Genomic DNA, 15,870 nt, shown 5'->3' with positions numbered 1-15,870 from the left:
TTCGGAAACGCCTGCCTCAACCACTGACGCCCCCGCGCTCCCCTTCGGTCGGCCGCTCTCCCGGTACCCGGCATTGCCCCGGGGCCCCTCGGGAGGGTGGCCGACGGCCGTTCCCTCGAACGGCCGTTCCGGTCCGGAGCAGTGCCCGGCGCACCGTCGCGCCAGGTGGAAAGGGGTGGCGGCCGCCCATGGGCGGCCGTGACAGGCCCGTGATCGGTTGCGGACCACGACAAGCGCTTTCACGGTGAGCTCAGATCTGGCGCTCATCGAAAGGAACCCTCATGCGTGGTCTGTCCGCACGACGTATCGCCTCCACCGCACTCTGCGCCGCCTTCCTGGTCGGGATCAGCGGCCCGGCCGCCCTGGCGGTCGACTCGGCCGGCGAACACAGCCGTGCGGCGGCGCCCCGAGCGTCCCTCCCGGGCGCCGACCGGCTCCTCGCCAAGCTCGACGGCCTGGGCGACCTGGACCGGCTCGGCGACCTCGGCAGCCGGCTCACCCCGGTCCGCGATCTGGCGACCGCCGTACTCACCACCGACAACGGCCGGCTGGCACCGGCCGACGCCAAGAATCTCGGCGACGCGGCGGAGGACGCCCTCGCCGAGGCGAGCGCGATGATCCGGTCGGCGCGGTCGGCCCAGACGGCCTCGGGCGTTCAGCGGGCGGCCGATCCGGCGAGCGACGCGCTGGCGGCCGTGCAGAAGGCGCTCGAGGACCTGCTGAAGTCGCTCACGTCCGGGGACGTCGGCCAGGTGCTCCCCGCGGTCACCGGCCTGGTCGACGGTCTGGTCGACCTCGTCACCTCCCTGCTCAAGGACGACGGCCCGACCACCCCCGGCACCTCCGCCGCCGACACGCTCCCCGCGGGGGCCTCGGGCGGGACGGTGTCCGACGCCGCCGCGGCCGCGCCCGCCGCGCCGGCATCGGCGTCGTAACAGGAACCGGAGAACCGGAGAGGCCGAGAACCGGAGAACCGGAGAACCGGAGAACCTGAGACCCCGAGACCCCGAGAACCCGAACAGCCGTTGTGCCGGCCACCCCAGCCGGCCCAACGGCTGTTGTGCGTCGGACGAAATCTCATATGAGGACTCGGCAATCTCCCGCCCCGGGGTTTCCGGCCCGCCCGGGACTCGTTAGGCACGGCGACCCCATAGCCGCCGGTGACGTACGTCGCCGAACGAAAGGAACACGATGAAGTCCCTGAAGGCCGCCGCCGTCATTGCCGGGTCCCTGGTCGCCGCCGGCGCCGCCGCGCCCGCGTTCGCCTACGACACCGCCGCACTGACGCCCACCAGCCTCAACGGCGCCGTGAACACCCTCACCAAGGGCCCCGTCGACGTGATGCCGCTCAAGCACCAGTCGAACGCGCTCGACACCGAGAACAAGGGCTCGCTGCTCCACACGGTGAACAGCGCCACCAAGAGCCTCAACGAGGCCAACGCCCCGCTGCTCGGCGGGCTGCCGCTGCGGCACTGAGGCCGCCCGTCGTACGTCGTACTACTGCGGCACTCGGGGGAATCTTGCGCTGCCGGCCACCTCGGGCTCGTTGGGCCGTACGGACCTTGTGCTCCCCATCCTGGAAGGGACCGTGCCTGTCATGAAGTCGACCACCCGAGGAACCCTTGCCGCCGTCGTCACGGGCGTCGCGGCAGCCGTCGGCGCCGTCACCGCCACCCCGGCCGCGGCGGTGGGCACGGTCCCCGTCCCGGTGCCGCTGGGCGGCGCCGAGACCGCGCTCGGCATGAGACTGCCCAAGGTCGGCGGCGAGGTTCCGGTACCGACGACGGGCACGCCGGAGGGGCCGCGTTTCGTCCGGGGGCGGCTCCTTCCGGAGGGCATGGTGCCGCGGCTTCCGGTGCACGGGGGGCTGCCGGGTCTGGACGCGCGCGCCCCGCTCGCGCACGTCCTCGACAACGGCTTCGACCACGTCGCCGTCGACGCGCCCGCGTCCGACGTGCGGGCACTGGCGCCGGGCCTGTCCGCGGACGGCCCGCTGACCGCGCCGAAGCCCGGCAACGCCGGACTGCCCGGCCTGAAGCTGCCGGAACTGGGCGTCCTCGGTCCCGTGCTGCACACCGCTCCGACCGCCGGCCTCACGGCGGGCCCGGGTCTGTAGCCGGCCTCGGGCCCGGCGACCACGGCGACCACGGTGACCACAGTGACCACGGTGACCACGGCGATCACGGCGATCACGGCGATCACGGCGATCACGGCACATGGTGATCACGTTCGGCCGCACGGCGGTGACCGAACGGGGCGTTCGCCGGTTACGGCTACGGACAACCGAACCGGACGAGGAGCGCACCATGGTCGGCGGCACCAGCGGAGCACGAGTGGAGACGGGTACGGCAACGAGCGCGACGAGAACGGGCACGACGAGACCGGGCGCAACGGCAACGAGCGCAACGGCAACGAGCACACGGAGCACGGCGGGCAGTACACGCCGCCAGGTGACGCGCCGGCTGCTCGCCTCCGCCGTCGCCGTGATGGCCCCGTTGGTCGCCGCCTCCCGGCCCGCGCCTCCCGTGGCCGGTCCCCGGGACGGCGGCCCGGGCGACACCGCCTTCGAGGAGACCTACCGGGGCCGCCGCATCCGCGTGATGTGGACGCATCGGAACGGCGGTGCCAAGACCGGCGCGTGGTACGTCACGGTGGACGGCCGCCCGCTGCACCTGATGCGCCGCGCCGACGGCACCTGGCTGAGCATGGTCGACCACTACCAGTCGTACCGCACGCCTCTGGAGGCCGCCCGCGGAGCCGTCGACGAACTGGGCCCCGGCCAGCGGCTGCGCGACCTGGCCCCCCGGCCCGTCGGGGACGAACTGCGACGCCTGCACATGGGGGGAGCGCACGGTGGCGTACACGCGTAAGGACGTCGGCAAGCTCACGCGTGAGGAGAGGCGACGGTTCGTCAACGCGCTGCTGACGGTCAAACGGCGCGGCGAGTACGACGACTTCGTGCGGACGCACATCCGGTACTTCACCGCCGACGGCGAGAACGGCCTGCGTCCGGCGCACATGGCGCCCTCCTTCCTGCCCTGGCACCGCAAGTTCCTGCTCGAGCTGGAGCGGGCGCTGCGCCGGGTGGACTCCTCGGTGACGGTTCCGTACTGGGACTGGACACGCGACCGTACGGCCCGTTCCGTACCGTGGCGCGAGGACCTCCTGGGCGGCACCGGGCGCCGCTCCGACCAGCAGGTGACGACCGGTCCGTTCGCCTACGCGCACGGCAACTGGACGCTCAAGGAGGGTGTGACCGACGGCGAGTTCCTCACCCGGGACCTCGGCCGCTCCCACGACCCGATCCAGCTGCCCACGAAGAGCGAGCTGGAGTGGGCGCTGAAGGACCCCGTCTACGACGTGGCGCCCTGGGACTCCACGGTGACGAAGGGGTTCCGCAACAAGCTGGAGGGATGGGGCACCGGCCGGGGCAGTGCCTCCTGGCTCAACCACAACCGGGTGCACCGCTGGATCGGCGGCGTCATGCTCGGCGCCGCCTCCGTCAACGACCCGGTCTTCTGGCTGCACCACGCCTTCATCGACCTTCAGTGGACCCGCTGGCAGCGCCGCCACCGCGGGGTCCGCTACCTGCCCGCGACCCCGCCCGGTACGGGCAACGCGCAGCACGGCCGGATCATCGCCCGCCACCAGAAGCTGCCCCCGTGGGACGTCACCCCCGACGAGCTGGAGGACGTGAGCCGGATCTACCGGTACGCGTGAGCCGTGCGAAGAGCCCCGGCGCTCGAGGTGCCGAGGCTCTTCGCGTGAGTGGGACGTACGGCGTCAGGCGTCAGCTGCCGTAGCCGTAGCCGGGCTTGCCGTCGTCGTTGCCGCCGCCCTTGCCGGGCTCGTCGGCGTTCGCGCAGGCGTTGCCGAAGGCCGGGTTGAGCGCGGCGATCACGTCGACGGTGTTGCCGCACAGGTTGATCGGCACGTGGAGCGGGACCTGGATGGTGTTGCCGGAGACCACACCGGGTGCCCCGTAGGTCCCCCCTTCGGCGCCGGCGTTCGCCAGGGCGAGACCGGCCCCGCCGATCACCACGGCACCGGTGCCGAGAGCGACGGCCGCCGCTTTCGCGATGCGAGACATCACGTTCTCCTAACTGACTCGGTGAGTGCGGCAGCAGGATCCGCAACCGCACTTCCCGTTCAACGCGACGCCTCCACCCCGGTCACGGGTGATCACTCCGTCCGGCGCTCACATCCGCCGCGCCTCACCCGCCCTGACCGGCGACACTTCACTCGTACGGCACGAGCGAGGCGCTTCGGAGCGGATTACCGGCCCTGAGTCTGCCCTTGATCACCAAGGGGGCTTCCGGGGCTTCGGCGTGTCGTAAGTCACCCATCCTGGCCGACGAAAAAGCCCTCCCGAGGGGGAGGGCGAAAACTGGCGCCCCCGGCAGGACTCGAACCTGCGGCCAAGCGCTTAGAAGGCGCCTGCTCTATCCACTGAGCTACGGGGGCCTGGTGTGTGGCCTCTGTCGTGGTGCCCGGGTGTGGGCTGATCCGTGACGTTGCCGGGGACAAGGATAGGGCTCCGGACTCCTGGTCCCTGTTGCTTCGCCTCCGTGGCTCGATGTGGAGGTTCGGTGAAGCGGTCCCGATAATCGCAGGCAGGTACGAATCGTGCACCGCTTTTGGCGTCTCGCGCACCGGGTGTTGTGCACTCGTTATGCCTGGACTGTGGCCTCGCCCCAGTCGTCCCTTCCGTCCCTTGTGTTCTATCGGCGCGCAGACATGCTCATATGCTTCAGATATCCCTCAAAATTGGGCATTCTTCGCATGTGGTGACCTTGGACGTTCGGCCTCAGCTGCTCGAAGCACTCTCCGCCCTGCGCGACCGCGTCGCCGCCGCACGCTTCCCACTGCCCCTCGACGGGGCACCACGCGCGCGTGCCGACCGCGACGAACTGCTCGCCCAGCTCGACGACTACCTCGTGCCCCGGTTGCGGGAGCCCGACGCGCCCCTGCTGGCCGTCGTGGGAGGTTCGACCGGCGCGGGGAAGTCCACCCTCGTCAACTCGCTTGTCGGGACACGGGTCAGCGAGGCCGGCGTGCTGCGGCCGACGACCAGGACCCCCGTTCTGGTGTGCCACCCGGATGACCACCACTGGTTCAGCGGCTCGCGCGTCCTGCCCGGCCTCTCACGCGCGTGGGTGCCCCGCCAGGACCACGCCGCCTCCCTGACCGGGGACGAACCGCCGACAGCCGAGGACGATCCCACGCGCGTACTGCGCGTCGAGACCGTCGAGACCGTACCCCCCGGCCTCGCCCTCCTCGACGCCCCCGACATCGACTCCCTGATCGCCGACAACCGGTCCCTGGCCGCCGAGCTGATCTGCGCCGCCGACATCTGGGTGATGGTCACCACCGCCGCCCGGTACGCCGACGCCGTCCCCTGGCACCTGCTGCGCACCGCCAAGGAGTACGACGCCACGCTCGTGACCGTGCTGGACCGGGTGCCGCACCAGGTCGTCTCCGAGGTCTCCCGGCAGTACGGGGCCCTGCTCACCAAGGCCGGGCTCGGCGACGTACCGCGGTTCACCGTGCCGGAACTCCCCGAGTCCGCCTGGGGCGGGGGACTGCTGCCCGCCACCGCCGTGGCGCCGCTGCGCACCTGGCTCGTCCACCACGCCCAGGACCCCGCGGCCCGGCAGCACGCGATGTCCCGCACCGCCCACGGCCTGCTGGACTCCCTCAAGGTCCGGATGCCCGAGCTGGCCGGCGCCGCCGCCGCACAGTACGCGGCCGCGCTGCGGCTCACCGCCGCCGTCGACAGCGCCTACGACGGCGAGTACGCGCGCGTGCGGGGCCGGCTGCAGGCGGGAGCCGTCCTCGCCGGGGACGCCCTGAAGCGGTGGCGCGCCTACCCGCTGGACTGCACCGCGGGCGAACTGCTCGACGCGCTCGTGGAGAGCCTGGCCGCCCTGCTGCTGTGCGCCGTCACCGCCGCCGACGAGCGCATCGACGACGCCTGGCGCCGCGAGCCGGCCGCGGACGCCCCGAGCCTGGCCGACCGCGACACCTCGTTCGAGAGCGCCGAGCACCGCATCGGGCTCGCCGTCCGGCGCTGGCGCCGAGAGCTCGAGGAGTACGCCGACGACGAGGTGCGCGGGCTGGACCGGAGCGTCGCGCCGGACCCCGAGGTCGTCGCCGCGCTGGCCGCCACCGGGCTGCTGGGGGGCCGCCGGGGCCGGTCCGCGGGCGAGGGACTCGCGGAGCGGATCGGTGCGCACGGCGCGCTGCGGCTGCGCGACCGCGCCGGACGGCTGCTCGCCGACTACCTGGACCGTGTGATGCACGCCGAGCGGGAGCGCCGGCTGGCCCCGCTCGACGCCCTCGAAGTACACCCCGAGCCCCAGGCCGAACTCATTGCCGCGCTGTCCGTACTGCTGAAGGAGAGGTGACCGGTGACCGCCGTCACTGACCAGAACCAAAGAGAACACACCACTCATGCGGAGGGCACGGTTCGAACAGAGGGCACGGCGGTATCGACGGACGGTCACAGGGCGAGAGCGATGGCGCGGGAGGCCGTGGGAACCGAGGACATCCGTAGGGCCGGGACCAGCCTCGCGCACGGGACCGTCCCGGCCTCCGGGCTCGGCCCGGACTCTCGCTCCGGGGGCCGTCCGGGGTCTCGCGCCGGGGCCGGACCGGGGCCCGGCTCCGGGGTCGGTCCGCAGTCCCTGACCGTCCCCGAGTCCGAGAACGCGCCGCCTCCGGAGGGCGCCGGCAGGCACCGGGCGGCGGCGCGGCTCGGCGTGGCCGACGCGTTCGGCGTGGCCGGCGTGGCCGGTGTGGCCGCTGTGGAAGACGTGGCCGCGGGACGGCCCGCGCCCGCCGTTTCGGGGCAGGGCACCCGGGTGGAGGACGACGACCGGCACGCGCGCGTGCCGGACGACGGCGGCCACGCGCGCGTGCAGGACCCGGGAGCCCGGCGCCGTACGGAGTCCGAGGGCGTATGGGACGACGGGCTGATCGCGCGCCGCGTCACCGAGACCGGCACCAGCGCGGCCGACCTCGTGCCCGTGGATCCCCGGCCCGCCCGGACCATGCCCGTGCCGCCCCTCGCCTACGACGGACCGCTGCGGTCACGGCTGGACGCGCTGCGCGAGCTGGTCGGCCTGTCCCGCACCCGGCTGGACAGCCGTACCCTCGCCGAGGCGGGCCGGGTCCTCGACGAGGCCGCGGCCCGTCGCAGGCTCTCCGGGCAGCACACCGTCGTGGCCATCGCGGGCGCCACCGGCAGCGGCAAGTCCCAGCTGTTCAACGCCCTGGCCGGCGTGGCCATCTCGGAGACCGGCGTACGCCGGCCGACCACCGCCGCGCCCATCGCGTGCAGCTGGAGCGACGGCGCCGCGAGCCTCATCGACCGGCTCGGCATCCCGGGACGGCTGCGCAGGCGCCCCCTGCAGGGCACCGACGCCGACCCGCAGCTGCGCGGACTGGTCCTGGTCGACCTTCCCGACCACGACTCGGCCGCCGTGCAGCACCGTGAGCACGTGGACCGCATCCTCGGACTGGTCGACGCGGTCATCTGGGTCGTCGACCCGGAGAAGTACGCCGACGCCGTGCTCCACGAGCGCTATCTGCGGCCCATGGCCGGCCACGCCGAGATCATGTTCGTCGTCCTCAACCAAGTCGACCGGCTGCCCGGCGAGGCCGCCGACCAGGTCCTCGACGACCTGCGCCGGCTGCTCGACGAGGACGGGATCGCGCTCGGGGAGTACGGCGAACCGGGCGCGACCGTGCTCGCGCTGTCCGCGCTCACCGGCGACGGCATCGGCGAACTGCGCGAGGCGCTCGGCGAGTTCGTGGCCGAGCGGGGCGCGGCGGCCCGGCGCATCTCGGCCGACGTGGACGCGGCGGCCACCCGCCTGCGGCCCGTCTACGCCACACGGCGGCGGGCCGGCCTGAGCGAAGAGGCGCGCGATGAGTTCGCGGCCCGGCTGGCGGACGCGGTGGGCGCCGTCGCCGCGGGCGAGGCGGCCGAGCGTGCCTGGCTGCGCAACGCGGGCCGCGCGTGCGGGACGCCGTGGCTGCGGCTGTGGCGCTGGTACCAGGACCGGCGCGAACCTCCCACGGGCCGGCTGCCGGTGCGCACGCAGCCCGACGAGGAGGCCACCGCGCGGCAACGCGTGGAACAGGCGGTGCGTACGGTGGCCGACCGGGCCTCGGCCGGGCTGCCGGTGCCCTGGGCACAGGCGGTGCGCGAGGCCGCCGTGCGCGGGGCGCTGGGATTGCCGGAGGCGCTGGACGACCTGGCGGCGCGGGCCGGGCTGCCACCCGGGCGGCCACCGCGGCCCGGCTGGTGGCCGGCGGCGGTCCTGGCACAGGCGTCGATGACGATCCTCCAGGCCGTCGGAGGACTGTGGCTGGTCGGCCAGATCGTGGGCGTCATGGCGCCGAACCTGGGGGTGCCGGTCCTGCTGATGATCGCCGGCATCGTCGGCGGGCCGCTCGTGGAATGGAGCTGCCGCATCGCGGCGCGCGGACCGGCCCGGCGGTACGGCCAGGACGCGGAGCGCCGCCTCAGGGAGGCGGCGGCGGGGTGCGGCCGGGCCCGGGTGCTCGATCCGGTGGCGGCGGAGCTGCTGCGCTACCGGGAGGTGCGCGAGCAGTACGCGCGGGTGACGGGGGCGGGAGGACGGTGAGCCCGGGGACGGGTGAGGAGCCGGACGGGCGCTGAGCCCTGGTGGCGGGGAGTCCGGAGGTGGGGGGAGTCCGGAGGCGGCGGGGAGTCCGGAGGCGGGTGGTGAGCCCGGCGGGTGGTGAGCCCGGAGGGGGCCGTGCGGGCGGACGGAGCCGTGCGGGGCCGTGCGCCCGGACGGAGCCGTGCGGGACCGTGCGCCCGGCGAGCGGTGAAGGTCACCTGTCCGGGTGAGGGAGTTTTCCACAGGCGGGCGGTGGTCCACAGGGCCCAGCGGGCTCGTCCCGGCGGAGGCAGTCTGGTTCCGCGGCGATCGCGACGGACGCGGTCGGCGCGGCAGACGCAGCCGTACGGGACGGGCCCGTACGCGTGTCCGCCCGGCCGGGCGGGCCGGGTGAGGGAGGGAAGCACCGATGAACGAGACGATGATCTGCGCGGTGGGCAACGTGGCGACGCAGCCGATGTACCGGGACCCGGGGTCGGGGATGTCCGCGAGGTTCCGCCTGGCGGTGACCGCGCGGTACTGGGACCGCGAGAAGAACGCCTGGACGGACGGGCACACCAACTTCTTCACGGTGTGGGCCAACCGGCAGCTCGCCGCGAACACGATGGCGTCGCTGAACGTGGGCGACCCGGTCGTCGTGCAGGGCCGGCTGAAGGTGCGCACGGACTCGCGTGACGGCAACACCCGCGCCTGGGCGGACATCGACGCCGTCGCGATCGGCCACGACCTGGCGCGGGGCACGTCGGCCTTCCGGCGCACCGGCAGGCCCGAGCCGGCCGCACCCACCCCGCCCGCACAGCCCGAGCCGAGCTGGGAGACCCCCGTCAGGACCCCGGCCGCGGCCCATGACACCGCGCCACCCGTGGAAACACCCGCGGACCCGAGCGCCGAGGCGGAGAACGCCCCACAGCGGCGCGAACCGGTGGCGGTGACGTGACGGGACGTGCCGACAAGACGCGCTGACGGCTTGACGGGACATGACTCGCCGAAGTGCGGCTTATCGGTGAGTGCGTTCGGCAACGCCCTGGTTGATGTGCCGGCGGGCCCGGTTCACCGGCAGTTGGTGGCGATAACGATTCCGATTCGGATCAGTTACCTGACGATCTGACAGCAAGTCGCGCCGCACGAGATCTTTAGGATGCCGGACATGGCTCGGTGAGCCCGGAGATTCTGCTGGTGGGACCGTACCCCCACGTCAACGGGTCCTGCTCGGAGGGGAATTCTGTGTGTGCTTCGTACGCTGCGCCGTTCACGCGCAGCCCGGGGGCGGCCCGCCTGGCCGCCGCGACCCTGGTGTCCGGCCTCGTCGCCGCCGGTGTGCTGATCGCCGCCGGCCCGGCGGCCGCCGACGGGACACCGCAGAGCCAGGGCGGGGCCACCGCCACCATGGACGGCCTGAAGACCTACGGCACCGCCGTCATCCATGACAAGACCGGGAACCACCAGGTGCCCGCGGGCCTGTTCGAGATGTCCGTGGACGGCGGCGGCACGTTGCAGACGTACTGCGTCGACCTGCACAACGCCACGCAGAAGGACGCCAAGTACCGCGAGACGCCCTGGAGCGGCACGTCGCTCGGCCTCAACAAGAACGCCGGGAAGATCCGCTGGATCCTGCAGAACTCCTACCCGCAGGTGAACGACCTGGCGGCACTCGCCGCCAAGGCGGGGGTGAGGAACCTCACCGAGCAGGACGCGGCGGCCGGCACCCAGGTGGCCATCTGGCGCTACTCCGACGACGCGCGCGTCGACGCCGTGGACCCCCAGGCCGAGAAGCTCGCGGACTACCTGCATCACAGCGCCCGTGACCTGGCCGAACCGCAGGCCTCGCTGACCCTGGACCCGCCCGCCGTCTCCGGCCGTCCCGGCGAACGGCTGGGCCCGGTGACGGTGCACACGGACGCGAGCAGCGTCACGGTGACGCCCCCGGCGGACGCGGCCACCAGCGGCGTACGGATCGTCGACCGGCACGGCAGACCGGTCACGTCCGCCACGGACGGCAGCCGCCTGTTCTTCGACGTTCCCAAGGACACCTCCGACGACGGATTCCCCACGTCGGGCACGGCCGAACTGACCGTCCAGGCATCCACCACCGTGCCGGTCGGACGGGCCTTCGCCTCCGACAGCCGCAGCCAGACGCAGATCCTGGCCGGCTCCAGCGAGTCGACGGTCGCCGCGACCACGATCGCCACCTGGGCCGACGGGGGCGCGATACCCGCCCTGTCCGCGGCGAAGGACTGCGCCAAGGGCGGCCTGGACATCAAGGTGGCCAACAAGGGCACCGAGCCGTTCACCTTCGAGCTGATGGGCGCCGGGCACACCGTCGCCGCGCGCACCACCCGGGTGGTCACGATCCCCCTTCAGGAGGATCAGGCGTACGACTTCACGATCACGGGCCCCAGCGGTCACGGACAGCGCTTCACCGGCGTCCTCGACTGCCACACCCAGGGCAGCGAGGCGGGCCTGGACACCCAGACCCTCAGTGAACCGAGCCCGGTCACGGCCGGCGGCGGCTCCGGCGGCACCGACCTGGCGGAGACCGGCGGCACCGACACCACCCCCCTGCTCGCCGCCATCGGCCTCAGCCTTCTCGTCCTGGGCGCCACGGTGCTGAGCATCGTCCACAAGAACCGGACCTCCCGGAACTGAGGAGCAACGCCGGCGGGAAGCAGTGGTCAGGCCGGGCGGGATCCGGCTCGAACGGGCCGGCGCCGATCTCGCAGCACCCGGTGGCAGGCGGCTGAGCGAGCCCGCGGCGAGCGGTTCGACAGCCGTAGGGAATCACCTTGCGTGCGCCCTCTTCTGGGGCGAAAGTAATAAATAAGTACACACTTCGACAATGGAGGGCACCGTGATAGCCCTCGGCGTGATCCTTCTCATCGTCGGATTCATACTCAAGATCGCCATACTCTGGACCATCGGCATCATCCTGCTGGTCATCGGAGCGATCCTCTTCATCCTGGGCTCTGTCGGGCACGCGGTCGGAGGCCGACGCCACTACTGGTAGCCGCAGATCGCGCCGGCCTGTGAGCCACCTCGGGCCATCAGGGTTCGAGGTCGACCGACGGCGCCCGGCAAGGACAGCCGAGCCGCAGCCCTCCGCCAGCGAAGCCCCAGGTCAGAGACGTCCGGCCTTACTGGTTTCCGCTACGGGGTGGCGGTCAGGCAAGATGGGATGTATCTGCCCACTGCCAGATTCAAGCTGCCGGACGGTTTCTCTTGGCTGAGTTCATTTACACCATGCGCAAGGCGCGCAAGGCGCACGGCGACAAGGTGATCCTCGACGACGTCACCCTGAACTTCCTTCCGGGTGCCAAGATCGGCGTCGTCGGCCCGAACGGTGCCGGTAAGTCGACCGTGCTGAAGATCATGGCGGGGCTGGAGCAGCCGTCCAACGGCGACGCGTTCCTGTCGCCCGGCTACAGCGTCGGCATCCTGCTGCAGGAGCCCCCGCTGAACGAGGAGAAGACGGTCCTGGAGAACGTCCAGGAGGGCGTCGCCGAGATCAAGGGCAAGCTCGACCGGTTCAACGAGATCGCCGAGCTGATGGCGACCGACTACTCCGACGCGCTGCTCGACGAGATGGGCAAGCTCCAGGAGGAGCTCGACCACGCCAACGCCTGGGACCTCGACGCCCAGCTCGAGCAGGCCATGGACGCCCTCGGGTGCCCCCCGGGCGACTGGCCCGTCACCAACCTCTCCGGTGGCGAGAAGCGCCGCGTGGCGCTGTGCAAGCTGCTGCTGGAGCAGCCCGACCTGCTGCTGCTCGACGAGCCCACCAACCACCTCGACGCCGAGTCGGTGAACTGGCTGGAGCAGCACCTGGCCAAGTACGAGGGCACCGTCGTGGCCATCACCCACGACCGGTACTTCCTGGACAACGTCGCCGAGTGGATCCTCGAGCTCGACCGCGGCCGCGCCTACCCCTACGAGGGCAACTACTCCACCTACCTGGAGACCAAGGCCACCCGCCTCAAGGTCGAGGGCCAGAAGGACGCCAAGCGGCAGAAGCGGCTCAAGGAAGAGCTGGAGTGGGTCCGCTCCAACGCCAAGGGGCGCCAGGCCAAGTCCAAGGCCCGTCTCGCGCGGTACGAGGAGATGGCCGCCGAGGCCGAGAAGATGCGGAAGCTGGACTTCGAGGAGATCCAGATCCCGCCGGGCCCGCGGCTGGGCAACATCGTGGTCGAGGTGAACGACCTGCACAAGGGCTTCGGCGAGAAGATCCTCGTCGACGGCCTGTCCTTCACCCTGCCGCGCAACGGCATCGTCGGCGTCATCGGCCCGAACGGCGCCGGCAAGACCACCCTGTTCAAGATGATCCAGGGCCTGGAGACGCCGGACGCCGGCGACATCAAGGTCGGCGAGACCGTCAAGGTCTCCTACGTCGACCAGGGTCGCGCCAACATCGACCCCAAGAAGACGCTGTGGGAGGTCGTGTCCGACGGGCTCGACTACATCAACGTCGGCCAGGTCGAGATGCCGTCCCGGGCGTACGTCTCCGCCTTCGGCTTCAAGGGCCCGGACCAGCAGAAGCCGGCGGGTGTCCTGTCCGGTGGTGAGCGCAACCGGCTGAACCTGGCCCTCACCCTGAAGCAGGGCGGCAACCTGCTGCTCCTCGACGAGCCCACCAACGACCTCGACGTCGAGACCCTCTCCAGCCTGGAGAACGCGCTGCTGGACTTCCCGGGCTGTGCCGTGGTCGTCTCCCACGACCGCTGGTTCCTGGACCGCGTGGCCACGCACATCCTCGCCTACGAGGGTGACTCCAAGTGGTTCTGGTTCGAGGGCAACTTCGAGTCGTACGAGAAGAACAAGATCGAGCGGCTGGGACCGGACGCCGCGCGTCCGCACCGGGCCACCTACAAGAAGCTGACCCGGGGCTGATCCAGCAGATGCGCCACACATACCGCTGCCCGCTGCGCTGGGCGGACATGGACGCGTACGGCCACGTCAACAACGTGGTGTTCCTCCGCTATCTGGAGGAGGCCCGTATCGACTTCCTGTTCCGCCCGGACAAGGATTTCCAGCAGGGGTCCGTGGTGGCGCGCCACGAGATCGACTACAAGCGGCAGCTCGTCCACCGGCACGAGCCGGTGGACATCGAGCTGTGGGTGACGGAGGTCAGGGCGGCCTCCTTCACCCTCGGCTACGAGGTCAAGGACGGCGACCAGATCTACGTCCGTGCGTCGACGGTGATCGTGCCGTTCGACTTCGAGGCCCAGCGGCCGCGCCGGATCACCGCGGAGGAGCGGGCGTTCCTCCGCGAGTACATGGACGAGGCCGAGCCCGAGACCGCGATCAAGGCCGAGGACGAGTCCGAGGAGGAGGCCGTCGCCGCATGACGGTGCTCCACCTCACCGACGAGACGGAGGCGGCGGACCTCGCCGCCTTCCTCGCCCGGCTGCTCCACTACGACCGCGCCGCGGCCGTGCGCCTCCAGGCGGCCGGCACGGCACTGGCGGTGTTCGGACGGCCGGCGTCCTTCGAGGTGCTGGCGGTGCGCGCGGTGCGTCTGGCCAAGCCCTACGAGAAGGGGCTGGACGTCACCCTCGACGTGACCGTCTGCGCGGGTGAACTCCTGGAGTCGGTCGACGAGTCGGCGGCCACGGCCGCCGTGCCCGCCGCGGTCACCGGACCGCCGTGGGCCGGCGTGCTGCCGCCGCGCGGCGGCTGGCGACCGGAGCCGGGGCTGCCCCCCGCGGGCTCCCTGCGCTCCCTGGTGACCGCCGCCGTCGCCGAGTTCCGCTCCCGTACCGAGGAACTGGCGCCCGAGCTGCGCACGCGCGGCGAACTGGACCGGGTCGGGCGGGAGATCTGGTCCCGGACGGTCGGTCCGACCCGGCTGCCGGTGCGTGCCGTGCACGCGGCGCAGTCACTGGGCTTCCTGCGACCCGCGTCGGTCGGGGCCGGGGCCGGGGCCGAGACCGAGACGGAGGGTGCCGCCGGTACCGAGGGCGGGCTCGCGCTGTTCTCCTCCGGCGCCTGGCTCCGTCTGCGGACCCCGTACGGGTCGATCGCCGTACGGCAGGCGGGCCTCGGCACCCTGGGCGTCAGCGTCCGCTGAAGCCGCCCGGTCAGTCGGCCCACAGGTGAAGCCGCCCGGTCAGCCGGTCCACAGGTGAAGCCTCCGGGTCAGTCGCTCCCGCTGTCGTCCGGCCACACCGCGATGTGGTCCTGCTCCAGTTCCAGCGCCACCCGGTCGCGCATGCCGAGGGCCTGGGTGTACTCGGCGGGCAGCTGGAGGCGGCCGGCGCGGTCCAGCATGGCGTACTCGCGGCTCACCAGCCGCTCGTCACCGGTCGCCGCGTCCACCTCGCTGCGCCGCAGCACCTCCGTGGACGTGCGTCCGTCACGGATGGCGACGGTGCGGCGGACCTCACCGGCCACCGCCTGGTCGTGGGTGACGATCACGATGGTGGTGCCCAGCCGTTCGTTGGCCGTGCGGAAGGCGGCGAAGATCTGCTCGCCGGTGTGGGAGTCCAGCTCGCCGGTGGGTTCGTCCGCGAGCAGCACCGCCGGGTTGTTGGCCAGGGCCACCGCGATCGCGACGCGCTGCTGCTGACCGCCGGACATCTGGTGGGGACGCCGGTCACGGCAGTCGCCTACTTCCAGCATCTCCAGCAGTTCCAGCGCGCGTTCGGCCTTGGCACGGCGGCCACGTCCCCGGGTCCCGGACAACTGCATGGGCAGGGCGACGTTCTGCGCGGCGGTCAGATAGGGCAGCAGGTTGCGGGAGGTCTGCTGCCAGACGAAACCGACGACCTCGCGGCGGTAGCGCAGGCGGTCCTTCGCGGTCATGGCGAGCAGGTCGTGGTCGCCGACCCGGGCCGCGCCGGCGGTGGGGGTGTCCAGGCCGGCGAGGATGTTCATGAGGGTGGACTTGCCGCTGCCGGAGGCGCCGACGAGGGCCATGAGCTCGCCCTCGCGGACCAGGAGGTCCAGGCCTTGGAGCGCCTGCACCTCCACCCCGTCCGCGGAGAAGATCCGGACCAGGCGGTCGCAGCTGATCAGGGCGTCGTGGCCGTAGGCGGGCCGGGTGCGGTCCGCGGTGGCGCGCCGGGCCAGATCGTCGAGAGTGGGTTGCGTCGTCATCGGGAAGCTCCTGCACGAGGGCTACGGCTACGGCGGTGAGGGCGGCCAGGGCGCTCCCGGAGGCCGGGGCGGGCACAGGGGCCCGGGCGGCTACGGCGGTCCCGGAGGCCGGGGCGGCAACAGAGGT

15 protein-coding genes and 1 tRNA gene are annotated in these 15,870 nt (G+C 72.3%); 13 read left to right on the top strand and 3 right to left on the bottom strand.

What is annotated here, in order from left to right:
• Window positions 1–281 precede the first annotated feature (281 nt).
• From ABZ484_RS28555 to ABZ484_RS28535, 5 genes are all read left to right on the top strand, one after another.
• On the top strand, window positions 282–935 hold the full coding sequence (locus ABZ484_RS28555; RefSeq protein WP_358868802.1) for a hypothetical protein: 654 nt from the start codon (window positions 282–284) through the stop codon (window positions 933–935).
• Between the two features lie 256 nt (window positions 936–1,191).
• On the top strand, window positions 1,192–1,476 hold the full coding sequence (locus ABZ484_RS28550; protein WP_358868801.1) for a hypothetical protein: 285 nt from the start codon (window positions 1,192–1,194) through the stop codon (window positions 1,474–1,476).
• 121 nt (window positions 1,477–1,597) lie between these two features.
• Window positions 1,598–2,116 carry a hypothetical protein gene (locus tag ABZ484_RS28545; protein WP_358868800.1) on the top strand — a complete coding sequence of 173 codons (519 nt, stop codon included), beginning with the start codon at window positions 1,598–1,600 and terminating at the stop codon, window positions 2,114–2,116.
• Window positions 2,117–2,486: 370 nt separating this feature from the next.
• On the top strand, window positions 2,487–2,870 hold the full coding sequence (locus tag ABZ484_RS28540; RefSeq protein WP_358868804.1) for a tyrosinase family oxidase copper chaperone: 384 nt from the start codon (window positions 2,487–2,489) through the stop codon (window positions 2,868–2,870).
• Window positions 2,854–3,720, top strand: a complete 867-nt coding sequence (locus ABZ484_RS28535; RefSeq protein ID WP_358868799.1) for a tyrosinase family protein — start codon at window positions 2,854–2,856, stop codon at window positions 3,718–3,720. The genes ABZ484_RS28540 and ABZ484_RS28535 overlap by 17 nt, the downstream gene beginning before the upstream one ends.
• Window positions 3,721–3,790: 70 nt before the next feature.
• On the opposite strand, the gene ABZ484_RS28530 is transcribed toward ABZ484_RS28535, so the two are convergent.
• Entirely contained in the window at window positions 3,791–4,090 is a 300-nt protein-coding gene (locus ABZ484_RS28530) for a chaplin (RefSeq protein WP_358868798.1), read from the bottom strand.
• 298 nt (window positions 4,091–4,388) lie between these two features.
• Window positions 4,389–4,464: transfer RNA gene (locus tag ABZ484_RS28525), tRNA-Arg, on the bottom strand.
• Window positions 4,465–4,784: 320 nt separating this feature from the next.
• Here ABZ484_RS28525 and ABZ484_RS28520 point away from each other — a divergent pair.
• The 8 genes from ABZ484_RS28520 (at window position 4,785) to ABZ484_RS28485 (ending at window position 14,715) form a co-directional block, all read left to right on the top strand.
• Window positions 4,785–6,407 carry a dynamin family protein gene (locus ABZ484_RS28520; RefSeq protein WP_358868797.1) on the top strand — a complete coding sequence of 541 codons (1,623 nt, stop codon included), beginning with the start codon at window positions 4,785–4,787 and terminating at the stop codon, window positions 6,405–6,407.
• 354 nt (window positions 6,408–6,761) lie between these two features.
• Window positions 6,762–8,654 carry a YfjP family GTPase gene (locus ABZ484_RS28515; protein ID WP_358868796.1) on the top strand — a complete coding sequence of 631 codons (1,893 nt, stop codon included), beginning with the start codon at window positions 6,762–6,764 and terminating at the stop codon, window positions 8,652–8,654.
• A 409-nt stretch (window positions 8,655–9,063) separates the two neighbouring features.
• Window positions 9,064–9,591, top strand: coding sequence for a single-stranded DNA-binding protein (locus tag ABZ484_RS28510; protein WP_358868795.1), 528 nt, complete (start codon window positions 9,064–9,066; stop codon window positions 9,589–9,591).
• A gap of 287 nt (window positions 9,592–9,878) precedes the next feature.
• Window positions 9,879–11,300 carry a TQXA domain-containing protein gene (locus tag ABZ484_RS28505; protein ID WP_358868794.1) on the top strand — a complete coding sequence of 474 codons (1,422 nt, stop codon included), beginning with the start codon at window positions 9,879–9,881 and terminating at the stop codon, window positions 11,298–11,300.
• 202 nt (window positions 11,301–11,502) lie between these two features.
• A complete protein-coding gene (locus tag ABZ484_RS28500; protein ID WP_358868803.1) occupies window positions 11,503–11,658 on the top strand; it encodes a DUF6131 family protein in 156 nt (51 codons plus the stop codon).
• A gap of 212 nt (window positions 11,659–11,870) precedes the next feature.
• Entirely contained in the window at window positions 11,871–13,535 is a 1,665-nt protein-coding gene (gene ettA, locus ABZ484_RS28495; protein WP_358868793.1) for an energy-dependent translational throttle protein EttA, read from the top strand.
• 8 nt (window positions 13,536–13,543) lie between these two features.
• Complete coding sequence (locus tag ABZ484_RS28490) at window positions 13,544–13,993, top strand: thioesterase family protein (RefSeq protein WP_358868792.1); 450 nt, start codon at window positions 13,544–13,546, stop codon at window positions 13,991–13,993.
• Window positions 13,990–14,715 (top strand): hypothetical protein, encoded by a 726-nt coding sequence (locus ABZ484_RS28485; RefSeq protein ID WP_358868791.1) that lies wholly within the window; start codon window positions 13,990–13,992, stop codon window positions 14,713–14,715. Before ABZ484_RS28490 ends, ABZ484_RS28485 begins: the two co-directional genes overlap by 4 nt.
• A 68-nt stretch (window positions 14,716–14,783) precedes the next feature.
• On the opposite strand, the gene ABZ484_RS28480 is transcribed toward ABZ484_RS28485, so the two are convergent.
• Window positions 14,784–15,743, bottom strand: coding sequence for an ABC transporter ATP-binding protein (locus ABZ484_RS28480; protein WP_358868790.1), 960 nt, complete (start codon window positions 15,741–15,743; stop codon window positions 14,784–14,786).
• Window positions 15,744–15,870 lie beyond the last annotated feature (127 nt).

It is taken from the genome of Streptomyces sp. NPDC006393 (assembly GCF_040628575.1).
In the GTDB taxonomy this organism is placed as follows: Bacteria; Actinomycetota; Actinomycetes; order Streptomycetales; family Streptomycetaceae; genus Streptomyces.
Note: the sequence above shows the minus strand (reverse complement) of the source record. Positions and strands in the feature narration are given on the sequence as shown.

What these genes read in the sequence shown, in the direction of transcription:
- ABZ484_RS28540 (WP_358868804.1), top strand. Translation starts at nt 2,487, where the DNA reads ATGGCCCCGTTGGTCGCCGCCTCCCGGCCCGCGCCTCCCGTGGCCGGT.
- ABZ484_RS28485 (WP_358868791.1), top strand. Translation starts at nt 13,990, where the DNA reads ATGACGGTGCTCCACCTCACCGACGAGACGGAGGCGGCGGACCTCGCC.
- ABZ484_RS28545 (WP_358868800.1), top strand. Translation starts at nt 1,598, where the DNA reads ATGAAGTCGACCACCCGAGGAACCCTTGCCGCCGTCGTCACGGGCGTC.
- ABZ484_RS28490 (WP_358868792.1), top strand. Translation starts at nt 13,544, where the DNA reads ATGCGCCACACATACCGCTGCCCGCTGCGCTGGGCGGACATGGACGCG.
- ABZ484_RS28550 (WP_358868801.1), top strand. Translation starts at nt 1,192, where the DNA reads ATGAAGTCCCTGAAGGCCGCCGCCGTCATTGCCGGGTCCCTGGTCGCC.
- ABZ484_RS28555 (WP_358868802.1), top strand. Translation starts at nt 282, where the DNA reads ATGCGTGGTCTGTCCGCACGACGTATCGCCTCCACCGCACTCTGCGCC.
- ABZ484_RS28510 (WP_358868795.1), top strand. Translation starts at nt 9,064, where the DNA reads ATGAACGAGACGATGATCTGCGCGGTGGGCAACGTGGCGACGCAGCCG.
- ABZ484_RS28530 (WP_358868798.1), bottom strand. Translation starts at nt 4,090, where the DNA reads ATGTCTCGCATCGCGAAAGCGGCGGCCGTCGCTCTCGGCACCGGTGCC.
- ABZ484_RS28480 (WP_358868790.1), bottom strand. Translation starts at nt 15,743, where the DNA reads ATGACGACGCAACCCACTCTCGACGATCTGGCCCGGCGCGCCACCGCG.